Origin of the sequence: Bacteroides sp. 519 (assembly GCF_010500955.1) — a bacterium.
In the GTDB taxonomy this organism is placed as follows: domain Bacteria; phylum Bacteroidota; class Bacteroidia; order Bacteroidales; family Bacteroidaceae; genus Bacteroides.
In genome coordinates this window covers 60,962-84,129 of record NZ_QVMJ01000002.1, presented here as the reverse complement: position 1 = coordinate 84,129, position 23,168 = coordinate 60,962, and the positions used below count along the sequence as shown (strand labels likewise).

Genomic DNA, 23,168 nt, shown 5'->3' with positions numbered 1-23,168 from the left:
CTAGTTATTGTACAAGCATATTTCCTATACCTTCGGATTGCGACTGGTTATCTTTTATATCGGTATTATTTATGGAGCGTTTGGTTTGCTTCAGGGTTAGTTTTTTGCCGAAGGTATAACTAACACTGACGCTTATATTACGGATAGGTAGTGTGGTTACCGAGCGGCTTATGAAATCATTTCCTTTGGAGTAGGATTTGAGTTCCATGCCGCTACCCGACAAATTGGTCATTCCCGACAAGCTGACGCTCAGACGTTCCTGAAGGAATGCGCGTGAAAGACTTCCCATCATGGCATTGAAACCGCTTGACCATCCTTGCAAATTGTATGATTTACTGGAAGTCATCAGGTTCATGCTTAAACGGATATTCCAGGGAAGCGTTTGTTGGTATCCTAACATCAAATTAGCTTGCCAGCCGCTATTCTTAAGTTCCAGCTGATCACTTTTTATATTAGTATAAGAGCCGCCACCGTTTAGTGTGAAGCGTGTTTTTGGACTTGCGTTCCAGTTCATGTAAGCAGTTAACCGGCTCTGACTATTCTTCACTATGTTGCCATACGTAGAGTTTAGTATGTCGTCCTGATAAAAGCTGTATCCTTCAATAGCATTATTGCAGATGCTTTGGCGCAGGGTGATGTTCATCATCCATTTATGTGTGAATCTGTTATAAACCAGACTGATGTTATGTGCCTTCTCCGGTTCCAGGTTTGTATTTCCATAAGAAATGGCTGTCGGGTCGGAGTTATCAATGTACGGGCTTAGCAGTCCGATGCCGGGGCGACTGATACGCATGTTGTACGTCAACCCTATATTTTGTTTCTGATCAATGGTATAGCCGATATTAGCCGAAGGAACCAGATTATTGTAATCGAGTTTAAAGTCTGTTCCTTGTCCCGACTTGTAAGTTACATCCTGCCAGGTATGCTCGTAACGTAAGCCGGCTTTTGCGTTCCATTGCGCTTGTTTAAGACTATATTCCATGTATCCGGCCAATATATCGTTGCTGTGATTATATTTCAGGCTGCTTTGAGGGTCGTATTCGTACTGGCCGTCTATATCGGTATAATATTTAGAGTCGGAGGAGTTATTGCGCAAAATATATTTGGCGCCTACATCAAGCGTTTGCCCTTTTCCTATTGGGGTGGTATAATCAATCTGGAAAGTGTTTTCTACTGTATTACGGTATGCATCAGTATAGCGGTCGACCAGATTGAGGAATGAGTTTTCTTCGTTGGTATCATATAGGTTGTAACTATCTGAGTTATTGGGCGAGGTGGAGATCAGGTAAGAAAGCGTAAGCATCCTGTCTTTGTTTCCGGCAAAAGTACGTTGGTAATCTATGCTTCCGTTGATGGAGGTACGATCATTGTCGGAATCATTGCGTCCGCTATACCCAAATCCGTTGCCATAAATACCCCCTGTCATATGGGTTTGCGATTGAAAATCGCTCCCGTTGCTGAACCCCATTAAACCGAATGAGGCCGTAAGCAGACGAAGAGAGTCTATTTCATACCCCAGGTTTACATTTCCCATTTTCATATTGAAATCCGTATCGCCTGTCTGTGCATAACTCATCATGATGTTGTCTGATGTTCCGGTTTGTTCGCGCGATGTACGTACTTCCATATCTTTCATTTTTCTGTGCATTAAATTTCCATTCACGCTCAATGAAAGTTTACCTTGTTGAGTATTGAAATAGAATCCGCCTCCCACACCTTTATTGCTTGCCATGCCTCGTAAAGTGGCGTTGTATCCACTCATTTGGCTATTTGTGGCCTGGGTCTTTTCGGTTATCAGATTTAATACACCGCCTACACCCTCGGCATCGTACCGTGCTCCGGGATTGGTAATGACTTCAATGTTTTTTATGCTGGCTGCTGGCATATTTTTAAATATTTCAGCCGGATTGCTACTCATCATTACGTTTGGTTTTCCGTCTAAATACACTTTGAAACTACTGCTGCCGTTAACGGTTATGTTGTCGTTACCGTCAACCGTTACCATTGGTACTTTACGAAGCATATCGAGTATGGTATTGCTTTTGGAGTCTATATCGTCGGCTACGCTGTAGCTCATTTTGTCGACTTCCATCTTTACCAATGGTTTTTGGGCGATGATTTCTACTCCTTGCAGTTGCAGAACATCGTCTTTTATGTAAATCTCTCCCAGGTCTATCACGGCTTCGCCTTTTAGAGTAAACGGAACCGTTACATTCGCCTTTCCTACCGAGCTGAATTGTATATCATATTCTCCTTTTCCGTTAAGTTCTTGCTGGAATCTGCCTTGCATGTCTGTGATGGCCATTGCGATGGGTGTTTCGGGTTTCTTTTTCGCTGTTACCCGAATGGTGGCGTATGGTTCGGCTTCATGGCTTAGTGAATCTACCAACACCCCCCGGAGAACCGTTTTCTGAGCGTGTATGGTTGTTGGAATAGCCCATGTAAATAGGCAAATCGTTAGTAAGAAAATATTTCTTTTCATAGCTGTATCTTTTAAAATTTGATGTAAAGCTATGGTATGATCCTGCAAAAGTAATCCTGTTTTCGACGAACTGCCGGGATATATTCGACGAATGCAAACACATATCGTTTATACCATATTTATATATAAGCGCGCGTATATGTTCTTATGTTGAACCTGCATTAAACGTATCCTATTCATCCTTAATTATTCTGTAAAGGAGATTGTATACAAATAAAGCAAATACTGTATAAAATAAACACAAAATGTACCTAAAGTACAATTTCATATACATAAAGTACACTATACTCGCACTGTAAATTCGCATTTTTGCATTCGAAAGAAATTAAATCAATTAAAAATACGATGAGAGCACTAAAGATTACTTTGATAACATTATGCACTTTGCTGTTTATAGGCAGCAGTGCAATAGCCAGGAACCTGAAGGGTGCGAAACTGGATTTTGTTTATGAAGATACCGTGTTTAAGAACCCATTTATTGATGTAGATAAAACAATAAACAAACCCGTAAAGTGCCGTTACATACACGGTGGCTTTGACGATGGCACACGATTCTCATTTTATTTCCCCGAAAAAAAGGCTTATACAGGCCGCTTCTTTCAATACGTAACCCCTTTTCCCGATAGCGAAACCTCGGCACAAGCTTACCCTGACGAAATTAGCCCTATTGGCTTTAGTATTACTCACGGTGCTTATTTCATCGAAACCAATGAAGGCGGAAAGCTGGATTTTGCCGACTCTTCTACTTCAAGGGAATCTTCGATAGGAGCTTATCGCGCAAATGCCGCCTGTGCGGAACTATCGCGCCATATTGCAAAGTTAATCTATGATTGCGAGCGCCCTTATGGATATTGTTATGGCGGAAGCGGTGGTGCATTTCGTTCGGCTGGCAGTATGGAAATTACAAAAGGTGTATGGGATGGTGCTGTACCTTTCGTAATGGGATCGTCCAATGCTATCCCGAATGTATTTGGTGTACGTATGCATGCTCTACGCCTGCTTAAAGACAAAATGGATGACATTATTGATGCGCTGAAACCCGGAGGAAGCGGCGACCCTTACGCAACACTGACGGCTGAGCAACGCCAGACGCTACAAGAATGTACCCGGATGGGCTTCCCAATCAAAGCATGGTACGGATGGCCGTATATGGATGCCCATGGTTTTGTCGTCCTATACAGAACACTTGTTGCAATGGACGAATCCTATTTCCGCGAAGATTTCTGGAACAAACCCGGCTATCTGGGATATGATAATCCGGCTTCCTTACAGCGCGACCGTGTGCAGACCAAAGGGATTATAAAAAGAATCATAGGTCAGGCTGAAGCAGAACGCCTGAATCTCGTCAGACCACTTTCAGATACTGAACGTGGCACGGCCGATCGTGCCTGGGCGAGCATGGGTGCCGATATTAAGGACAAGCCTGTTGCTTATGAAATAGATGTAGATGTTAAAGATATAGGTATGGGAGGTGATATCATCATTCTTTCCGGACCGGGAAAAGGTAAACTTATCCAAATAACTAAAACAGAGGGTAAGTATGTTGCTTTGGCTGACGTAAATGATCCACAACTGCTTACCCTATTAAATGTCGGCGATTCCGTACAAGTAGATAATTCCGATTTCCTTGCCGTTCAAACATACTACCGCCATCAGGTACCTTCGATTGATTACTATGCCTGGAACCAATTCCGCGGTTACAATAACGTACCCATTTATCCGCAGCGGCCTTATCTGATAGGCCCTTACATTACCATGGGAGCTGCCGGATGTGTGCCCGACGGAAAAATTAACGGCAAGATGATTCTTTGTTGCTCGGTATGGGATAGGGAAGCCTTTGCCTGGCAGGGCGATTGGTACAGAAACAAAGTAAAACAACACCTTGGAGACGCGGCCGATGATAACTTCCGCCTGTGGTTCACCGACCGTTCTACACATGGCGATGTGGATGATCCTACAGAGGTTGTTTCCTATATGGGAATCCTTTTCCAGGCCTTGCTCGATATCAGTAGTTGGGTAGAAAAAGGTATTGAACCCTCAAAGTCATCCGATTACGAAATAATAGACGCACAGGTCATACTCAATGACGATGGCAAAGAGCGTGGTGGTATTCAGCCGGTTCCTCATGCCAGCATTGATGGCAAGGAACGCGCGGATGTTAAGCCCGGTCAGGAAGTTTCTATTCATGTAACGGTGGATGCTCCCGCAGGTACCGGTAAAATAATTGCAGCAGAGTGGTGTTTGGACGATTCGAAGCAGTTTACGCATCAGGTAGATATGAGCAAAGCGGTTTACAGTGCCGACGGCAGTCGTGTAGAATTTGACACCACAGTTAGTTATGATAAACCGGGAGTTTACTTCCCAACCGTTAGGGTATATTCAGAACGCAACGGAAACACGCAAGCCGTTTATACCCCCATTGCTAATCTCACTAAAGTAAGAGTTGTTGTAAATTAATATATGGAAAAGATGATGAAAAACACAGTCGTTCTTTTAGTATCTGTTATACTATTCGGTTGTACAGCGAGAACGCAGAAGAAAGAAGAAATTGAAATCCTCTTCCGGCATGTAGATACTCCCTGGACGGTGAATACCGTCACTGCCGCCCACGAGAACACAGTTCTAATATCTGCACCCGAATTGAAACAAGGCCGGTTTGTGTTGAACCTCGGCGAGGTTGACTCTGCTGCCGGAGTAGCAGTGAACGACATGGATTTCGGGACCCTCAATGAGGCACCTTATACAGTAGATATTACAGAAGCACTGAAAGCAGGTACCAACCAAATAGCCATAACGGTAACTTCCGAACTCGTTGGCCCTGTAGATATTTTTATTGTGCAAGAGAATCCGTTACCATATACCTCCGTTAAGCCGGGGCAAATCTGGCTCGACACAAATGGTAAGCCCATTCAGGCGCATGGTTTCCAAGTGCTCGAAAAAGATGGCATATTTTATTGGTACGGAGAGAATAAAGAATTCACTACCCGCGGCAGCCATGTCTGGACGTATGGCATCCGTTGTTATAAATCCGAAGACTTTTATAATTGGGAAGACTGTGGACTGATTATCGAACCCGATACCGTGAACCCTTTATCGCCCCTGCATTATTCCCAAAATTTGGATCGTCCACATATTATCCATTGCAAACAAACCGATAAATATGTGTGCTGGATCAAGAGTATGGACGAGGATGGTTATTTCGTAATTCTTCAGTCCGATGATCTGCTAGGGCCGTATGAATATGTACGCTCACTAAAACCGCAAGGCTACGGAGTAGGAGACTTCGACCTCTATGCAGACGAAGAAACTGGCAAAGGATACGTTTGGTTCGAGCGTCCGCACTGGGAACTAATTTGCTCAGAATTGACCGACGATTATACCGATGTTACACCCAAACACTCCACCCATTTCGTCGGCCTTCGCCCGCCTTATACGCGGGAGGCGCCCACACACTTCGTACATGATGGCAAGCACTTCATGTTTACTTCGGGAACCACCGGCTATTATGCCAACCTGTCCCTGATATCTACATTCACCGATTATCACGGCGAATATATCGACCTCGGCAACCCGCACCCAACGGATAAGTATAATCATTCATTCTGCTCGCAGATAACCGATGTGGTGAAGATTCCCGGCAAAGACCTGTATATAGCGGTTGCCGACCGTTGGATGCCACAACTGGCCGATACATACGAGCCCACCGAAGAAGCCGAACGGATGATACCCAAGTACAAAGACCATGAACCATTCCCCAAAGATTTCACAACGCCTACACCCAAAGACAAGCGGAACGAAGTACGCACCACATGGGATGTAACCTATAACGGCACGTACGTATTCCTTCCAATCGTTTTCAAAGATGGTGTTCCGCACATTGAATGGAAAGACGAATGGCGCATTGAAGATTATAAATAAACCAATTAAGACATAGAATATGAGAAAAAAGATACTGATGTTGTTTGTCATGCTCCCATTGTTGAGCATGGCCCAGAAACTGCCCTATAAGAATCCGAAGCTATCGCCTCAGGAGCGCGCCGACGATCTTCTGAAACGGATGACAACCGAGGAAAAGATTGCCCAGTTGCAATGTATCTGGACAGAGAATAAAAGGAAGCTCTTCACTAATGAAAAGTTTGATGAAAAGAAGGCTGCCGAGTATTTCAAACACGGCTTGGGATTTATGGCTCGGCCCAACGAGAACCTGTTTCCGCCAGAGCCTATGCACCATCCGGCTCTGCATCCGCGTCAGGCGGCCGAGTTGTACAATGAAATACAACGCTACTTCGTAGAGAAAACCCGACTGGGGATTCCTCTTACTGCGCAAGACGAAGGTGTACATGGACATTTAAGTCAGGATGCCACCAACTTCCCCGTTCCCATTGCCCTTGCCTGTAGCTGGAACGAAGAACTCATGCACGAGATCTTCACCATTACAGCCAAAGAAATCCGTTCCAAAGGTGGTTCGGAAGAATTGGGACCTGTGCTCGATATGGTTCGCGATCCCCGCTGGGGACGCACGGAAGAGATGATGGGTGAAGACCCGTATCTCATCTCACGCCTCGGCCGCGCCGCAGTATTCGGTGCGCAGGGTAAAGGCGAATATATAGATCAGGAACACGTTGGGGTAACGTTGAAGCACTTCGGCGTACACGGCTCATCCGAGGGTGGCAACAATACAGCCCCCAGTTATGTAGATGAACATGAGGCCCGCCAATCGTTCTTTTACCCCTTCCGTGAGGTAATACGCGATTGCGACCCGATGTACATCATGATTACCTACAACGAAATCTGGGGACGTCCCGCTCATGCCAGCAAACACCTGTTGCAGGATATCCTACGCAATGAATTTAAGTTTAAAGGCGCCATCGTAGCCGATTATGGAGGAATCTCAAACCTGCACTATGTAGATAAAATGTCGCCCACGCTGGCCGATGCCGCTGTCCAGGCCATCAACGCCGGTATGGATGCCGAGTTCCCCAATCCGGATACCTTCCCAACGCTCGCAGAATCTTTGAAAGAAGGCAAAGTGACAATAGAAACCATCGACCGTGCGGTGCGAAATGTACTGATCAGCAAGTTCCGTCTAGGACTCTTTGAACGTCCTTACGTTGACGTAGAGAAGGCCGAAGCCATTAACGGATGCGAGGCCCACCGTAAGGTAGCTTATCGTGCCGCCACCGAATCAATGGTGCTGCTCAAGAACGACGACAACTTCCTGCCGCTCGATAAGAATAAAGTTAAAACCATCGCCCTGATTGGCCCCAACGCCAACCGTTGCATACTTGGAGGATACTCCGGCATGCCGCGTGATACCATCACTCCGTTGCGTGCCATACGCGAAAAATACGGCGACCGCATGAATATACTCTATTCCGAAGGCGTACGCATTACCGACGAGCACAGCCCGTTCCCGGCCATCATCAAAGCCTTTACATACGAGGATAACGCCTCAAAAATACAGGATGCTGTTGAAGTGGCGAAGAAAGCCGACGTTGTTGTACTCTTCGTTGGTGCCAACGAAGGCGCGAGCCGCGAAGCCTACGGGCCCGAAGCTCCGGGCGATTTACCAACCCTGGAAATGCTTGCCGGACAGAAAGAACTGATAGATCAGATTGTAGCCCTTGGCAAACCCACCTGTGCCTTTGTAAACAGCGGCACCACCCTCAGCCTGGGCGAACTGGAATCGAAAGTTCCTGCCGTAATGCAATGCTGGTACCTGGGTCAGGAAGGCGGCTATGCTATGATCGACGCCTTGTTCGGCGATGTTAACCCCAGCGGAAAGCTGTCCATCTCCTTTCCCCGCAGCGCGGGCCATATTCCGGCCTATTACAACTACAAACCCACCTCGCGCCGCGGATATAATCTGGGATTCGATGTCACCCCGCTGCATCCCTTTGGCTATGGGTTGAGCTATACCACATACGCTTACAGCAACCTGCGCATAGATAAATCTGTGATGGGAGAGAACGATACCGCAACCGTTACCGTAGATGTGCAGAATACCGGAAGCCGCGACGGTTCGGAAATTGTTCAGCTCTACATCACCGACGATTATGCTTCGCTGACCCGCCCTGTTAAGGAACTGAGAGGCTTTAAGCGAATCCATCTGAAGGCGGGCGAAAAGCAAACTGTAACCTTTAAGGTCGATAAAGATGCCCTGGCCTATTATGATATGGACAACAACTGGCAGGTAGAACCGGGAATGTTCACCATTGCCGTGGGGCCATCGTCCGATAAAAACGAAAAGCTGAAATTGGAAGTAAAATAATGCAGGTTCACACTTCTTACCGCGGTAATTTGGGCAAACCGGGCCCGGTTCTCTATTCTTACCGTGGTAATTTAGGCAAACCGAGCTCCGTTCATCATTCTTACCACGGTAAGAGGGGCAAACTGAGCTCCGTTCACGCCTCTTACCGTGGTAAGAACCCTGCCGGATGGCAATTTGTAAACTCCCAACGTGTTGGGAGGCATGCCCTGACCTCGGTTTGCCATTCCTAACAGGTTTGGAGGCATGAACGGATGTCATTTTGACAATTCCACTTCCGACTATGATTAAAAAACACTATAAATAACCAGATTTACCATGTCAATACTCCATTCCATAGCTAAAACAAGCCTTCTGCTGGCCTGCCTCATAACCATCGGATGCACCCGACAGGAAACCGTCGACCTCTCCGGTCGCAACCGACTGTTCAACACCCAATGGAAATTCGTGCGCGACTCCGTTGCAGGAGCCGAAGCCCTTGCGTACAACGATTCCGAATGGTCCATCATCGACCTACCGCACGACTTTAGCATAATGGATCTCCCCGGCGAAGATACCTCGGAGCAAATAGGGCCCTTTACCAAACAATCGCCTGGCGGAAACCACACAGGCCACGTACTGGGCGGCACCGGCTGGTATCGCAAAACATTTGTGACCGACGAGAAGGACAGACATAAAATCTTTACCCTGCACTTCGACGGCGTATACATGGAAACCGAGGTGTGGGTAAACGGCCAGTCGATGGGCAGCCACGAAAACGGCTATACCCCTTTCTCTTACAACATCACTTCCGTCCTGCGGCAACCCGGTGAAGAAAACCTGATAGCTGTGAAAGTCGATAACATCGGCCGCAACTCACGCTGGTACTCCGGCTCCGGCATTTATCGCAACGTGCATCTCATCGTCACCGACGCTGTACATATACCCCAATGGGGCACCTACATCACAACCCCCGAAATATCGGCAGATGCCGCCCGGATAAACATCGAAACCACCATTCGCAACAGCGAACCGACCGATGCAACCACACACGTTACGATTAATATACGCGATATAAAAGGTAAGATTGTTGGCAGTGTAAATGAGGAGACCAGGGTAGAGGCTCAGGCAGATTACAGCTTCCAGAAGCAACTGACTGTAGACTCCCCCCTGCTCTGGTCTATTGATGCTCCCAATCTGTATACGGCCGAGATCATCCTCCAACGCGACGGAAAAACAGTCGATACCTACCATCAAACATTCGGCATCCGTTCCATCGAATTTACCGCCGAAAAAGGATTCTTGCTGAACGGCCAATCCGTCCTTTTAAAAGGTGCCTGCTTGCACCACGACAACGGTTTCCTGGGAGCAGCCGCTATTGATAGAGCCGAATACCGCCGCGTCGAACTCATGAAGAAGAACGGATACAACGCTATCCGCTGCTCCCACAATCCCCCTTCCGAAGCCTTCCTCAATGCCTGCGACGAACTCGGCATCCTCGTCATCGACGAATTTACAGACATGTGGGACCTTTACAAAAACCCGAACGACTATTCGCGCTTCTTCAACACACATTGGGAGAGTGATCTCACAGATATGATGTTGCGCGACCGCAACCACCCGTCCATCATCATGTGGAGCATCGGCAATGAAATCCCCAAGATGAACCTCGAAGAAGGCGTTCGCATCGGCCGTATGCTGGCCGATAAAGTCAAGCAACTCGATAGTACACGAGCCGTAACCGAAGGTGTACCCAGCTTCCTCATACACGGCGGATGGAAAAACACCAACGCCTACTTCGACCTGCTCGATGTATCCGGCTACAACTACATGCGCTCCGTTTACGCCTCCGACCATCAACATTATCCCCACCGCATTATGTACGGTTCCGAATCATATCCTGGCGAAGCCTACGAATACTGGAAAGCTGTAGAAGACAATCCCTACGTAATCGGTGATTTCGTTTGGACAGCCATGGACTACATCGGCGAAGTGTCCGTAGCCAGCTCAAAGTACGTAAAGGAAAGAAACACCCTTCAACTTCAAACCCGCGACGGCATACCCGAAGGCATTAATCCCACCATCATATTCGACATGATGGAAAAGTACAGCGCCTCTAAATGGCCCGAATACCTCTCCTGGTGCGGCGATTTAGATATCATCGGTGAAAAGAAACCCCAAGGCCATTACCGGGACATACTCTGGGATAGAAGCATCATCGAAATGAACGTACACGAACCCATCCCCGCCGGATACATCGAAGACCTTTCCCTCTGGGGATGGCCCCGCGAATGGTCGTCATGGACATGGCATGGAAACGAAGGTCAGCCGCTTCAGGTGCGCGTATTCACCAAAGCCCCGCAAGTAAAACTTGAACTCAACGGACAGGTCATTGGTGAAAAAACACTCTCCGAAGCCGATAAGTATATCGCAACCTTTGACGTACCCTATCAGCCGGGTAAACTTACCGCCATAGCCCTGGTAGATGGCAAAGAAACAGGCCGGAAAGAACTCCTCACCACCGGAGAACCACAGTCCATCCAACTCACTGTAGACCGGGAAACCATATCGGATAACCGCAACGACCTTGCATTCGTGAAAATTGAAGTAGTAGATAAAGACGGACTGGTTGTACCTACTTCTACAGCAAAAGTTGAAATTACTGTTACTGGCTGTGGAGAATTAGTAGCCTCCGGCAATGCAGATCCTGCTGGCATACGAAGTGCTAATAGGCCGATTGTTGAATTATTCAGAGGGCAGGCGCAAGCTATTATCCGTCCATTTGAAAAACAAGGCATAATAACTGTTAGCGCAAAAGCTGAAAACATGAACACTTCTGCGATTCAAATGCGTGTAAATGCTTCTTTGATTTCGTCTTCCTATTCTTCTCCAGGCTTTCTTTACCATTAATTTAATGCCTATTAAACAGAGTAATACGGGAAATCTAAATGAAAAACAGAAGTAATAAAATGAATTATAATATGAAACGAATAGGCTTATTCACATTAGTACTTACCATCTCTTTATCGGTTGCAGCACAATTTAACTTTGGCCATCAAAGCAAGGTCGAAACCAAAACCATTCAAAGCAAAGTGCTAAACGCTGGACGAGAATATAATATTTTCCTGCCCCTATCCTATGAGCAAGAACCCAACCGAAAATATCCAATTCTCTATCTTCTGCATGGAGTAATGGATACAAATACATGTTGGAGTGATCGCGGGCATCTGAAAGATGTCATGGATCAACTCGTCGCTTCGGGAGAAACTGAAGAAATGATAATCGTTACCCCCAACGCCGGAGGCAACATCTACGGAGGAGCTTGGAATGGCTATTTCGATATGCCGGGCTGGAAGTACGAAACCTTTTTCTTTACTGAATTTCTACCGCAGATTGAATCAACCTACAGGGTAATCGGTAACAAAGAGAACCGTGCCATAGCCGGACTGTCAATGGGCGGTGGAGGCGCTACCGTTTACGGGCAAAAGCATCCTGATATGTTTTCGTCGGTTTACGCCATGAGTGCGCTGATGTCAATCCCCGAACAAGGTGTGATGCCGTCACAGTCACCGGGCGACAAAGTGGACCTGTTAGTTAAATCAGTACAGGAAAACTGTGCTATTCGTTATTTACAGGAAGCTGATGAAGTACAGGTAAAAGCATTGAACTCCGTAAAGTGGTTTGTGGATTGTGGCGATGATGATTTTCTGCTTGACCGCAATATGGAGTTCACTCAGGTTATGCGCAAAAAGGGCATCAAACATGAGTTTCGCGTTCGCGATGGAGGCCATACCTGGGAATACTGGCATTCGGCGTTATACACCTGTCTACCTTATGTATCGCGTAATTTTGGAAAATAATAAAATGATCTCTTTATCTATTAAAGTCATCCCGATTTGATTATGAAAAGCAAGCATACCATAACATTTGTACTCTTTATGCTCCTGGCCTGTAATGTTGTAACAGCTCAGACCGCCAGGTTTAGCCACTTTACTTATAACGGCAATGATGCCAGATTCGATAAGACGATAGATCGCAACAACCAATATTTTAACCCCATCCTGGCGGGTTATTATCCCGATCCATCAGTCTGTCGCAAAGGCGATACGTATTATCTGGCCACATCATCTTTCAGTTTCTTCCCCGGTGTGCCTATTTTCACAAGCAAGGACTTGGTAAACTGGACACAAATCGGTCATGCACTTGATCGTGATTCGCAGGTTTCCTTGCATAACCTTGGTGTCTCCGATGGACTTTTTGCTCCAAGCCTCACCTATAACAAAAAGAACGACACATTCTATATGCTTACCATGAATATGGGCAAGAGAGAAGTGTTTTTTGTCAAAACCAAAGACCCCGCAAAAGGTTGGAGCGAACCCATTCGGCTGAAAGCAGGCGGCATGGACGCTTCCTTTTTCTTTGATAATGACGGCAAAGCCTACATTGTTTACTGCACCCTCCCCATCGGTGGACAGAATTACCAGGGCGAGATGGCCATTCACATGAATCAATTCTGCCTTAGCGGCGACTCCGTTCTGGGCAACAAAACAGAACTCATCAGAGGCGGAACCCACATCGAGCGCGAACCCCAATGGATAGAAGGCCCCCATTTATACCACATCGGAAAGTACTATTACCTGATGTGTGCAGAAGGTGGAACCCGATCACAACATAGCGAAGTAATCTTCCGCAGCAAAACCCTCTCAGGACCCTGGGAAGAATTTGAAGGAAACCCCATACTAACCCAACGTAACTTAACCAATGCCCATCGCCCCGACATAGTAACAAGCACCGGCCACGCCGACTTGATACAAACCCCCAAGGGCGACTGGTGGGCTGTATTTTTAGGCTGTCGTCCCTACGAAGAAGACTTTTACAACACTGGTCGCGATACATATTTGCTGCCCGTAAAATGGGAAAACAATTGGCCTATCATCCTCGATGCTGGCAAAGCTGTTCCCACCGTTGTAAATAAGAAGGGACTGCAACCCTCTGGCACCCACTTCACCGGAAACTTCACTTATACTGATAGATTCGAAAGTAACAAGCTGGATACGCAATGGATTTTCCTCCGCAATCCGCAACCGGACTTTTATTCACTTGTCGGCAATGGAATCAGTCTCAAATCCCTGCCTGTCAATATTATGCAGAAAGAATCGCCTGCTGCTATTTTTCACCGTCAGCAACATACCTCTTTTACTGCCGAAACGGAAGTTATATTTACACCACAATCAGAAAAGAACCTTGCAGGCTTTGTATTGCTACAGAACGAAGAGTACAATTTCGTATTTGGCAAAACGATGCTAAACGGTAAACCTGCTATAACCCTATCGCGTACGGAAAAAACAACGATTGTGATAGGTTCCGTCATTCTTTCGGATGATCAGGCTAGTCAGCCAGTAAAATTGAAAATATCTGGTAACGGACGTTACTATAATTTCTATTATGCTGTGGAAGATGGAAAGTGGCAACCCATTGCACAAGGCGTAGATGCTGTAAACCTAAGTACCGACCGAGCAGGCGGCTTCACTGGAAATGTGATTGGATTATATGTTAGTTCAAATAACTAAAAAAATATGATTAGAAAAAAGAGTGTGATTGGTGTTGATTTGGGAGGAACTAACATTCGGGCGGGAAAAGTTAAGGCAGGAATAATAGAGACTACTGCTGAAACTACAACACCTCAAAATTCGCAGACTGCACAGGATACAATAGATAAGTTGATTGATATTATTCAGTCAGTTTTAGCCGAAGATGTTCAAGCAATCGGCATTGGTGTACCTAGTGTAGTAGATAAGAAAAAAGGAATTGCCCCTTAAAGATATATTAGAGAATCACTTTTCCATATCGGTTTCTATTGATAATGATGCCAATTGTTTCGCTTTGGGTGAACGATGGTTCGGGGTTGGAAAAGAATTTGAAAATTTTGTAGGTCTAACATTGGGAACCGGATTAGGGGGAGGCATTATTCAACATGGAAATTTACTTGACGATGCTAATTGCGGATCTGGTGAATTTGGAATGCTCCCCTACAAAGATCAAATATTAGAATACTATTGTAGTGGCTCTTTTTTTCAGAACATATACCAAATCGACGGAAAAGAAATGTACCAACGTGCAAAAAGTGGAGACCCGAATGCTTTGGCCGCTTATGAACAATTAGGCTATCATATAGCACAAACTCTCCAGATTGTTATGTACACAGTAGATCCGGAAATGATTGTTTTAGGAGGTTCTGTAGCTGCTGCACATCCCTATTTCGAAAAAAGTATGTGGCATCATCTTAAACAATTTGCCTATCCTAAATCAGTGGAACGGTTACAAGTCAGATTTTCAGAATTGCACAACTCAGGCATTCTTGGCGCTGCTGCTATTGCTCTGAGAGCATTGTAAGTTATCAATAGCATTTTGTCATTCCAGATCTTGATATTGTTTTGGTGAATAACCTGTGAATTTCTTAAAATATCGTCCAAAGAGTGATTGGCTGGTAAAATTTAACATCTCACTTACTTGAAGAATCGTATATTTCTTACTACGCAGGAGTTGTTTTGATTCGGCAATAACAAAGAGATCAATGTGATTACTAGCAAAATGACCACTAACCGAGTGTATAATGCGTGATAAATAGCGTGGTGTAATACACAAACGCTCAGCATAATAGTTTAAATTACGTTCTTTAGTGTAATTCTCTTGGAGCAATTCCATGAACTGATTAAAAATATCTTGTTGGCGAGTTAGTTTTGGTTGATTCCCCTTATCGTTTTTGGAAGCCATCATGTATTGTGAATACACATTAAATATTAATGCTTGAAGGTATCCTTTTATTATTTCTTCCTGGAGCAAATCATTCTTATGATGATTCAGTCGTTCTTTTATCATATTGTACAGAGTAACACATTCTGTTATACTGTATTCAGGAAGTGAACAAACTGGATTGCTAACTAAATTCTTTTGAAGCTTTGACATATCAAAGCTATTTAATATTGGGTAATAGAAATCTTCGTTCATTGCAACGAAAGCGAATTTGATATCTTTGCTCATATTGTTGACTTCTCCAAATAATCCGCTTTTGGCAAAAACTACATCGTTTTTTTTCATGACAAACTCTTTCATACTACCGCGTAAATGAGCCTCACCATCAAGACAAAAGAACAAAGTCATTGTAGATGAAAGTTTTATTGGGATATCTCTAAAGTCGGTTGTCTCGGCATGATCCCACCTAATTTTCCGCTCGAAGTTGTCATGTAGGATTAATGAACTACCTAAAATTGCCGCACGAGGGCTTTCAGGAAGTTTAAATAAATCAAGTGTTATATATGGGGTTTTCATAGTAATGAATTTAATGGCTACTAACAAAGTTACATAAAAAACATGAAAAAACAAGGTGGTGCCAAAGAAGTGGCACAACTTTGCCAAAGGGATGACGCTGTTGTGCCAAGGGTGTGGCACCGCTGTGTCAATAGGACGACACTGCTGTGTTAGACTAAGAGTAAGGTAAAAGAATCATATTATAGATTCTTGCCATTCTAAATTCTGATACTGAGTAGGCGAATAGCCCGTGTTTTTTTTGAAATAACGTCCAAAGAATGAAAGGCTGGTGAAATTTAGCATCTTACTTATTTGCAGTATGCTATACTGTCGGCCACGCACTAGTTGCTTCGCCTCTGTAATCACAAAGTTATCTATATGTTCACTAGCATAATGACCACTTTCTTTATAGACTACTTGCGACAGGTAACGTGGGGTAATGCATAATTGATTTGCATAATATTTAATATTGCGTTCACGAATAAAATCTCTTTGTACAAGTTCCATGAATCGGTTATATAGGTCTTGTTTCCGGGTGATTTTATTCTCTTCTATATTTCTGCCTTCTTCCTGAGTGATATACCCGGAGTAAAGATTGTAAAGTAATGCTTGTATGTATCCCTTGATGATTTCACCCAATAAAATGTCTTGTGAAGACTCCGAAAGTCTATTTTTAATTAACTTATAGATAAAAACACATTCTTCCATATGTATATCAGAAAGAGAACATATCGGATTCTTTACAAAAGACTTTTGAAGGGTTGAAGAAACAAAATTGTTAAGAACGGGATAATAAAATTCCTCATTAAGTACAATAGAACAGAACTTGGCACCATCACTCATGCCTTGCAGTTCACAGATTATCCCACTCTTCATAAATAGAGAGTCATTTTTTTCCATGCGGTAATTTTGTAACCCTAAACCAAAGTCTATTGTTCCATCAATACATAGCAAGACAGTCATTGTAGAAATGTATTTGATGGGATTGTTCATGTGTATGCTTTTTTCCTTCTCTGACATAATGATGTCTTTTTCCAGGTTATCGAGCAAAATAATAGAATTGCTCAGGGAAGCTAAGCTTGGGTGGCTTGACATGGATTCTGAAGTAAGATTCCTATACGGCTTTTTCATAAGGTAATTAGTTCTTTTTGTACACAAATGTAGCATTTAAAATTAAATTTGAGTGACTGTGTGTACCTAAAGACCACATTTGTGTACAAAAAGTGTATAATCCTACCAGTCAGGATTCGCACTTTTGCATAAACAATCGTTAATACTAATATTTTTATTATGAAGAACTATGTAAAACTCACTTTAGTACTTAAGTATTCAATACTTGCTGTATTGCTTACTTTGTTCCCATCTGTGTATGCTAACGATGGAAGTACTGCAAAAGTCACAAATGTTACTGACGTAACTCAGGTTAAAAAAGTAACGGGTATTGTTAAAGATGAAACAGGGCAACCAATGATTGGAGTTACCATATCTCTTGGTGAAGGTACAGGGACAATTACTGACCTTGATGGCGTTTTTACGCTTAACAATGTACCAGAGGATGCCATTCTAACGATTTCTTACGTTGGATATAAAGAGGTCAAAGTATCTGTTGCGGGAAAAAGTTCGATAAATATTACGCTCGAACCCGATCACCAGGTATTGGACGAAGTTGTTGTTATTGGCTACGGCGTTCAGAAGAAAAGTGATGTTACGGGTGCTATTAGTAGCATAAAGGCCGATGATTTAAAGAATAGCCCTATTTCCAACGCAGCTTCTGCACTACAAGGTAAGGCTGCCGGAGTACAAGTTGTGAATAATTCCGGATCTCCTGGTGCGGCTCCCACTATTCGCGTACGTGGTTATAGTTCTAATGGCTCAAGCGATCCTCTATATATAGTTGATGGGTTGAAAGTAAGTGATATTAGCTATCTGGAGCCAACTAGTATTCAAAGTATGGAAGTTCTCAAAGACGCTGCCAGTGCTGCTATTTACGGTGCAGAAGCTGGTAATGGCGTTATCTTAATTACAACAAAGACGGGCGAAAAAGGATTGACCAAAGTATCGTTTGATGCCCAGTGGTCTTATGCCACTTTAGCTAATAAAGTAGACCTTCTTAATGCAGAGCAGTATACAAAGTATTACACCGAAGCAGCCGGTGCCGGATTTACTTCGCTCTATGACCAGTTCCATATAGCTGGTACCGATACTGACTGGCAAGATGAAATGTATGAAACAGGCCAGACTCAGAAATACAATGTAAGCGTACAAGGTGGAAATAACGATGCGAGCTTCTTTCTCAGCTTAGGCTACCTGAACAATGATGGTATGGTAAAAATGGACAAGGATTACTATCGTCGTTATACCGGACAGATTAATGCCAGTTATAAAATTAAGCCATGGTTAGAAGTAGGTACAACTAATACCATTGTGAGTATGAAGAACTCGGTAATTTCAGAAAATGAAGTTCAATATGGTGTAATGAAAGACGTAGTGCTTGCAGACCCGTTAACACCGGTTTTTTACACATCCAGTAATATACCTAGTAGGATTCAGGCTGCAATAAACAATGGATTGCATCCTATACAAAATAATAATGGAGATTATTATGGTTATAGCTGGCTTGGTACAACCAATCCTCTGGCAGCTATACAATCCAATAATGAAACATACCGGACTTTCTATATCAATGGTATGACTTATGCGAATATAAAACCGATAAAGAACTTTGTTTTTACCTCCCGTTTGGGATATACACTGGGCAACCGGGCTTTTGATTTGTATGTTCCTACCAGACTAGGTGACTTCTTTAATGATACGGATACGGATTTGGATTTAAGATCGTCTCAAACAACAGTTCAATACTATCAGTGGGAAAACTTTGCCAATTACACGTTGGAAACTAAGAACGTTGGTAATTTCTCCGTTATGGCAGGTATGAGTTTTAGCAGTAATCAAAGTAATAATATTGGTACACGAACTAATCAGCTGACTAGCGAAGCCCCCAATTTTATTTATATGGACTATTCTACAAATAGTGCAAATGATTATGTGCTTGGAAATCTGGCATACAAACGTCAGATAGCGTATTTTGGCCGTTTAAGCTGGGATTATAAAAGTCGTTATAACCTTCAAGCAAACTTTCGTGCCGATTCGTATGACTCTGCCTATTTAGATTTGGATCATAATTGGGGCTATTTCCCTTCTATCTCTGCCGGTTGGACTTTCACTAATGAGAAGTTTATGGAAAATATCGTAGGTAAAACCTTTACTTATGGGAAATTGCGCGCTAGTTATGGGGTGAATGGTTCTATCAGCAACCTTAGTAACTACATGTATGCTGCTACATTAAGAAGCGGACAATATGATCTTTCAAACAATACGGCGAATATGGCCTATTGGCTGGATGGAAAATTGTATCAGGGAACTTATCCAAGTTCAACATTGGCCAATCCTAAATTGCGTTGGGAACGCTCAAAACAATTCGATTTGGGACTTGACTTGCGATTCTTTAGTGGCCGCCTGCATGCTACAATTGATTACTATAATAAATTAACAGATGGTTTGTTGGTGCAATCTGTAGCTCCACTTACAACCGGTGCATCAACTGTATATCAGAATTTAGGAAAAGTAACTAACAGCGGTATTGAAGTAGAACTTGGCTGGAAAGATAAAATTGGAGATTTTGGCTACGAGGTGAAAGGAAATATCGCCACAGTGAAAAATAAAGTAAAGGAATATCGTGGAGAAGGAACTCGCATTGAAGGTTCTTCTATGCTGGGTGGTAGTGCCATGACTTTCTTTGAGGAGGGATACCCGTTGTGGTATATCCGTGGTTATAAAATGACAGGTGTTGACCCGGCAACCGGTGAAGCTATTTTTGCAGACCTGACCGGTGAAGGAGAGATTACAGATGCAGACCGTACAAACCTCGGTTCTGGTATCCCTGATCTTACTTATGGTTTATCTCTATCGGCCAGTTATAAGAATTTCGATATCAATATATATAGCGCAGGGGCTTCGGGTAACAAGTTAGTATATGGTATGATGAGCACTGACCCATCCTCACGTGCCAACAGACCCGAATTCCTTTACGAAGGACGTTGGACTTCAACAAATACACAAGCCACTATGCCATCAGCGGTTTATCAGGTGAATGACCAACGTTTTTACAATTCGGATGCTTTTGTTTTTGACGCTTCATACTTTAAGATTAAGCAGATACAGTTAGGCTATACCATGCCAAAGAAATTGATGAGACCGATTGGAGTAGAATTGATTCGTTTGTATGTATCGCTTGATAATTTCTTCACATTTACAGATTACCCTGGTAGTGATCCGGAAACCAATGCCTCCTCTAATACATCAAGTGCAATGGCAATTGACTACGGTGGTTATCCAATGGCTAAATCTGTATCTTTTGGTTTTAATGTTACATTCTAAAAAGACAAAGACAATGAAATATATATTCAAACCCATCTTAGCAATACTTTTGGTTGCTATCGTTTTCACCTCTTGTGACGACAAACTTGACATAGAACAACAAGGTGTTATCAAGGTAGATAAATACCAGACTGCTAATGATGCTGAAACTTATCAATTTATAGCGGCTATCTATGCTTTGATAAAAGGAGATGCTTACCAGGCGGTTTTGGCAGGCGGACAGGCATGCTATCTGGCGGTAAATTATGAAATGGCACGTATGAGTGGAGAATCTGCTAATTATTATGCATACAATGAAACCTCTACCGCCAATACTTATGCCTATATCTGGTCTTATTATTATAAAGTGGCCTATTGGTGTAATATGATTCTTGACGGACTGCCTGCAAACAATGTAGCTTCTGAAAGCGTAAAGAACCAAGTTTTGGCAGAAGCCCGTGCTATCCGCGCCATTTGTATGATGAATTTAGTGCAACTATATGGTAATCCACCTCTTGCTGATCACATTCTGAACGGGAGCGAAGGGAATACACCAGCCGCGGAATCATGGATATTTATTGAAAGTGAATTGCAAACGGCAGCAGAAGCCCTACCTAGCAAGTTGGGCAAAGATGGACAGTCTACAATCGGTGGCCGTATAACTAAAGAAGCTGCGTATGGCTATCTTGGCAAAGCCCAGTTATGGCAAGGAAAGTACAATGAAGCAGCCAATACATTATACAATAAAGTTATAGCTACGAACAAATATGAATTGAATCCTGATTTTGCAACCTTCAACAGTTCTGCCGGTGATTTTAGCCCGGAAAACCTATGGGAATTCGACTTTGCTGATGATCCAAGTGTTTCTAATTCGCAATCAGGAACTTTTGATTTAGCTGCTTTTTCTCCAAATATTGCCGTATGGTATGCTAAGTATGGTAGTATATTGATGGGCTTTGGTATGGGTTCTTATCCATCTAGTTCCTTTGCCACATTTATGGATACGCATGATGGGCAAACTTCGCCACGCTACCAGGAAACTCTTGTAGGATATGCCACTGCCCAATACATGGGATACATTACGCTTCCTATTGCAGAATGTGAAGGATACATTAAAGTAAAAGAATTGTGTTTGGCAGAGGACTTGTCCGGAGACTTCCCTTATTATTATACCAAGCGGAATACCCCTTATATGCGTTATGCCGAAGTGTTGCTTAACTATGCCGAAGCTGTAGCTATGGGAGGAACTCCGGGTGCAATATCTGGTCTTGAAGCACTCAACCTGGTTCGCAGCCGCGCAGGTTTGGGAGACGCTCCTACATTGGATATGAATAATGAACAATATGGAGTGAAGGCAGAACGCCGTGCCGAATTATTTGGTGAAGGACACCACTTTATTGACCTTGTTCGCTGGGGAGATGCAGCAACTAAACTGGCTGATTGCGGTAAGGTGATGTACACATTGATCGGTCTTAAAGAAGATTGGACTTACGACGTTACCACTTCTAATACAGGAGGTAATGGATTTAAAAGTGGGAAAAACGAATTGTTCCCCATACCGGCAAGCGATGTGAATGGAAATCCGAATTTGAAACAGAATCCAGGTTGGTGATTTTATTGATAGGTTTGACTGTTTTTTCTACCCATAGCAAAATTGTTATGGGTAGAATTACCAATATTTGAAAAATAACAATATGAAAAAGATTTTATTTCTGGTGCTTGGTCTTATCACACATGTTACAGTGATGGCGCAATCCGATATTAGGCGTGATACTTATGTTTATGCCATAAAAGGAGACGACACACTTCACTTGGATGTATATATAGATCATTCAATACCAATTAAAGAACTCCGACCTGTTATGATTCATGTACACGGGGGAGGATATTCGGCCGGGAGTCGTAAAAATGTGGCTCAAGAAATGTTTAACCGGCATTTTGCGGAAATGGGGTTTGTTTCTGTATCCATAGACTATCGCCTTGGTGTTAGAGAAGACAACAAGTACAATGTGACAAATACAAAAGAGATAATGCGCCTTGCCACGGAAGATTTGGTATCGGCAACTAATTTCATCTTGAGCAAGGAAAAAGAATGGCATATCGACCAGTCTACTGTATTGACTTCGGGAGGTAGTGCAGGTGCCACTACGATTCTTGCATTAGAACATGATATTTGTAACAATGTCAATTATACAAAAGCATTACCGAAAGACTTCAATTATGCTGGTATTATATCCCATGCAGGTGCAATAATAATGGAGGGCGACACTCTTAAATGGGATAAGAAACCATGCCCGATGCTGTTATTCCATGGAGATAAAGATTTTGCAGTACCTTTTGATGTAGCAGAAGCAGCTGGTTTCACTTTCGTGGGAACATCGTATTTGCACCGGCAATTCAAGGATATGCAGATACCTCATTGGGCTTATGTTGAGAAAGGTGCTGATCACATTATGGCCATGAAGCCTTTGACTAATAATAACGAAGAAACTGATAAATTCTACCATGAATTTATAAAGGGTAAATGTAAATCATACGTTTATACCGAATGGGTAGACGAGGAGCCTTCAGATATGACTTCAGTAGATCAAATGCTGAAATATGTTCCACTTTATATTCTTGGTTTCGGAAAATACTTGGAAGAGATGATGGTTGCTCCAATAGAAAGACCGGAGAATATCGTATTCTAACATACAGTAATTAAACTTCAATAAC

13 protein-coding genes and 1 pseudogene are annotated in these 23,168 nt (G+C 43.5%); 10 read left to right on the top strand and 4 right to left on the bottom strand.

Annotated elements, in window-relative coordinates:
• Positions 1-4: 4 nt before the first annotated feature.
• A complete protein-coding gene (locus D0T85_RS02810; protein WP_163210035.1) occupies positions 5-2,482 on the bottom strand; it encodes a TonB-dependent receptor domain-containing protein in 2,478 nt (825 codons plus the stop codon).
• Positions 2,483-2,827: 345 nt separating this feature from the next.
• On the opposite strand from D0T85_RS02810, the gene D0T85_RS02805 reads away from it, so the two are divergent.
• From D0T85_RS02805 to D0T85_RS02795, 3 genes are read left to right on the top strand one after another with little or no spacing between them, the layout of a single operon-like run.
• Positions 2,828-4,939, top strand: coding sequence for a hypothetical protein (locus D0T85_RS02805; protein ID WP_163210033.1), 2,112 nt, complete (start codon positions 2,828-2,830; stop codon positions 4,937-4,939).
• 12 nt (positions 4,940-4,951) lie between these two features.
• Positions 4,952-6,400, top strand: a complete 1,449-nt coding sequence (locus D0T85_RS02800) for a glycosylhydrolase-like jelly roll fold domain-containing protein (RefSeq protein ID WP_203558404.1) — start codon at positions 4,952-4,954, stop codon at positions 6,398-6,400.
• A gap of 19 nt (positions 6,401-6,419) precedes the next feature.
• Complete coding sequence (locus D0T85_RS02795; protein ID WP_163210031.1) at positions 6,420-8,753, top strand: glycoside hydrolase family 3 N-terminal domain-containing protein; 2,334 nt, start codon at positions 6,420-6,422, stop codon at positions 8,751-8,753.
• Positions 8,754-8,824: 71 nt separating this feature from the next.
• On the opposite strand, the gene D0T85_RS02790 is transcribed toward D0T85_RS02795, so the two are convergent.
• A complete protein-coding gene (locus tag D0T85_RS02790) occupies positions 8,825-8,977 on the bottom strand; it encodes a hypothetical protein (RefSeq protein WP_163210029.1) in 153 nt (50 codons plus the stop codon).
• Between the two features lie 91 nt (positions 8,978-9,068).
• On the opposite strand from D0T85_RS02790, the gene D0T85_RS02785 reads away from it, so the two are divergent.
• The 4 genes and pseudogenes from D0T85_RS02785 to D0T85_RS02770 all read left to right on the top strand — a co-directional run bounded on the left by D0T85_RS02785 (position 9,069) and on the right by D0T85_RS02770 (position 15,122).
• Positions 9,069-11,639 (top strand): glycoside hydrolase family 2 TIM barrel-domain containing protein, encoded by a 2,571-nt coding sequence (locus D0T85_RS02785; RefSeq protein ID WP_163210027.1) that lies wholly within the window; start codon positions 9,069-9,071, stop codon positions 11,637-11,639.
• A gap of 71 nt (positions 11,640-11,710) precedes the next feature.
• Complete coding sequence (locus tag D0T85_RS02780; protein ID WP_163210025.1) at positions 11,711-12,589, top strand: esterase family protein; 879 nt, start codon at positions 11,711-11,713, stop codon at positions 12,587-12,589.
• A gap of 42 nt (positions 12,590-12,631) precedes the next feature.
• Positions 12,632-14,299 carry a glycoside hydrolase family 43 protein gene (locus D0T85_RS02775; protein WP_370459920.1) on the top strand — a complete coding sequence of 556 codons (1,668 nt, stop codon included), beginning with the start codon at positions 12,632-12,634 and terminating at the stop codon, positions 14,297-14,299.
• A gap of 6 nt (positions 14,300-14,305) precedes the next feature.
• A pseudogene (locus D0T85_RS02770) lies at positions 14,306-15,122 on the top strand (ROK family protein).
• 18 nt (positions 15,123-15,140) lie between these two features.
• Here D0T85_RS02770 and D0T85_RS02765 read toward each other — a convergent pair.
• Entirely contained in the window at positions 15,141-16,058 is a 918-nt protein-coding gene (locus D0T85_RS02765) for an AraC family transcriptional regulator (RefSeq protein WP_163210023.1), read from the bottom strand.
• 174 nt (positions 16,059-16,232) lie between these two features.
• Entirely contained in the window at positions 16,233-17,168 is a 936-nt protein-coding gene (locus D0T85_RS02760; RefSeq protein WP_163210021.1) for an AraC family transcriptional regulator, read from the bottom strand.
• Positions 17,169-17,327: 159 nt separating this feature from the next.
• Here D0T85_RS02760 and D0T85_RS02755 point away from each other — a divergent pair, with 159 nt between their 5' ends.
• The 3 genes from D0T85_RS02755 (at position 17,328) to D0T85_RS02745 (ending at position 23,143) form a co-directional block, all read left to right on the top strand.
• Positions 17,328-20,474, top strand: coding sequence for a TonB-dependent receptor (locus D0T85_RS02755; RefSeq protein ID WP_163210019.1), 3,147 nt, complete (start codon positions 17,328-17,330; stop codon positions 20,472-20,474).
• A gap of 13 nt (positions 20,475-20,487) precedes the next feature.
• Positions 20,488-22,065: a RagB/SusD family nutrient uptake outer membrane protein gene (locus D0T85_RS02750; protein WP_163210017.1), complete on the top strand. Its 1,578-nt coding sequence runs from the start codon at positions 20,488-20,490 to the stop codon at positions 22,063-22,065.
• An 82-nt stretch (positions 22,066-22,147) separates the two neighbouring features.
• On the top strand, positions 22,148-23,143 hold the full coding sequence (locus D0T85_RS02745; protein ID WP_163210015.1) for an alpha/beta hydrolase: 996 nt from the start codon (positions 22,148-22,150) through the stop codon (positions 23,141-23,143).
• The last annotated feature ends 25 nt before the right edge of the window (positions 23,144-23,168 follow it).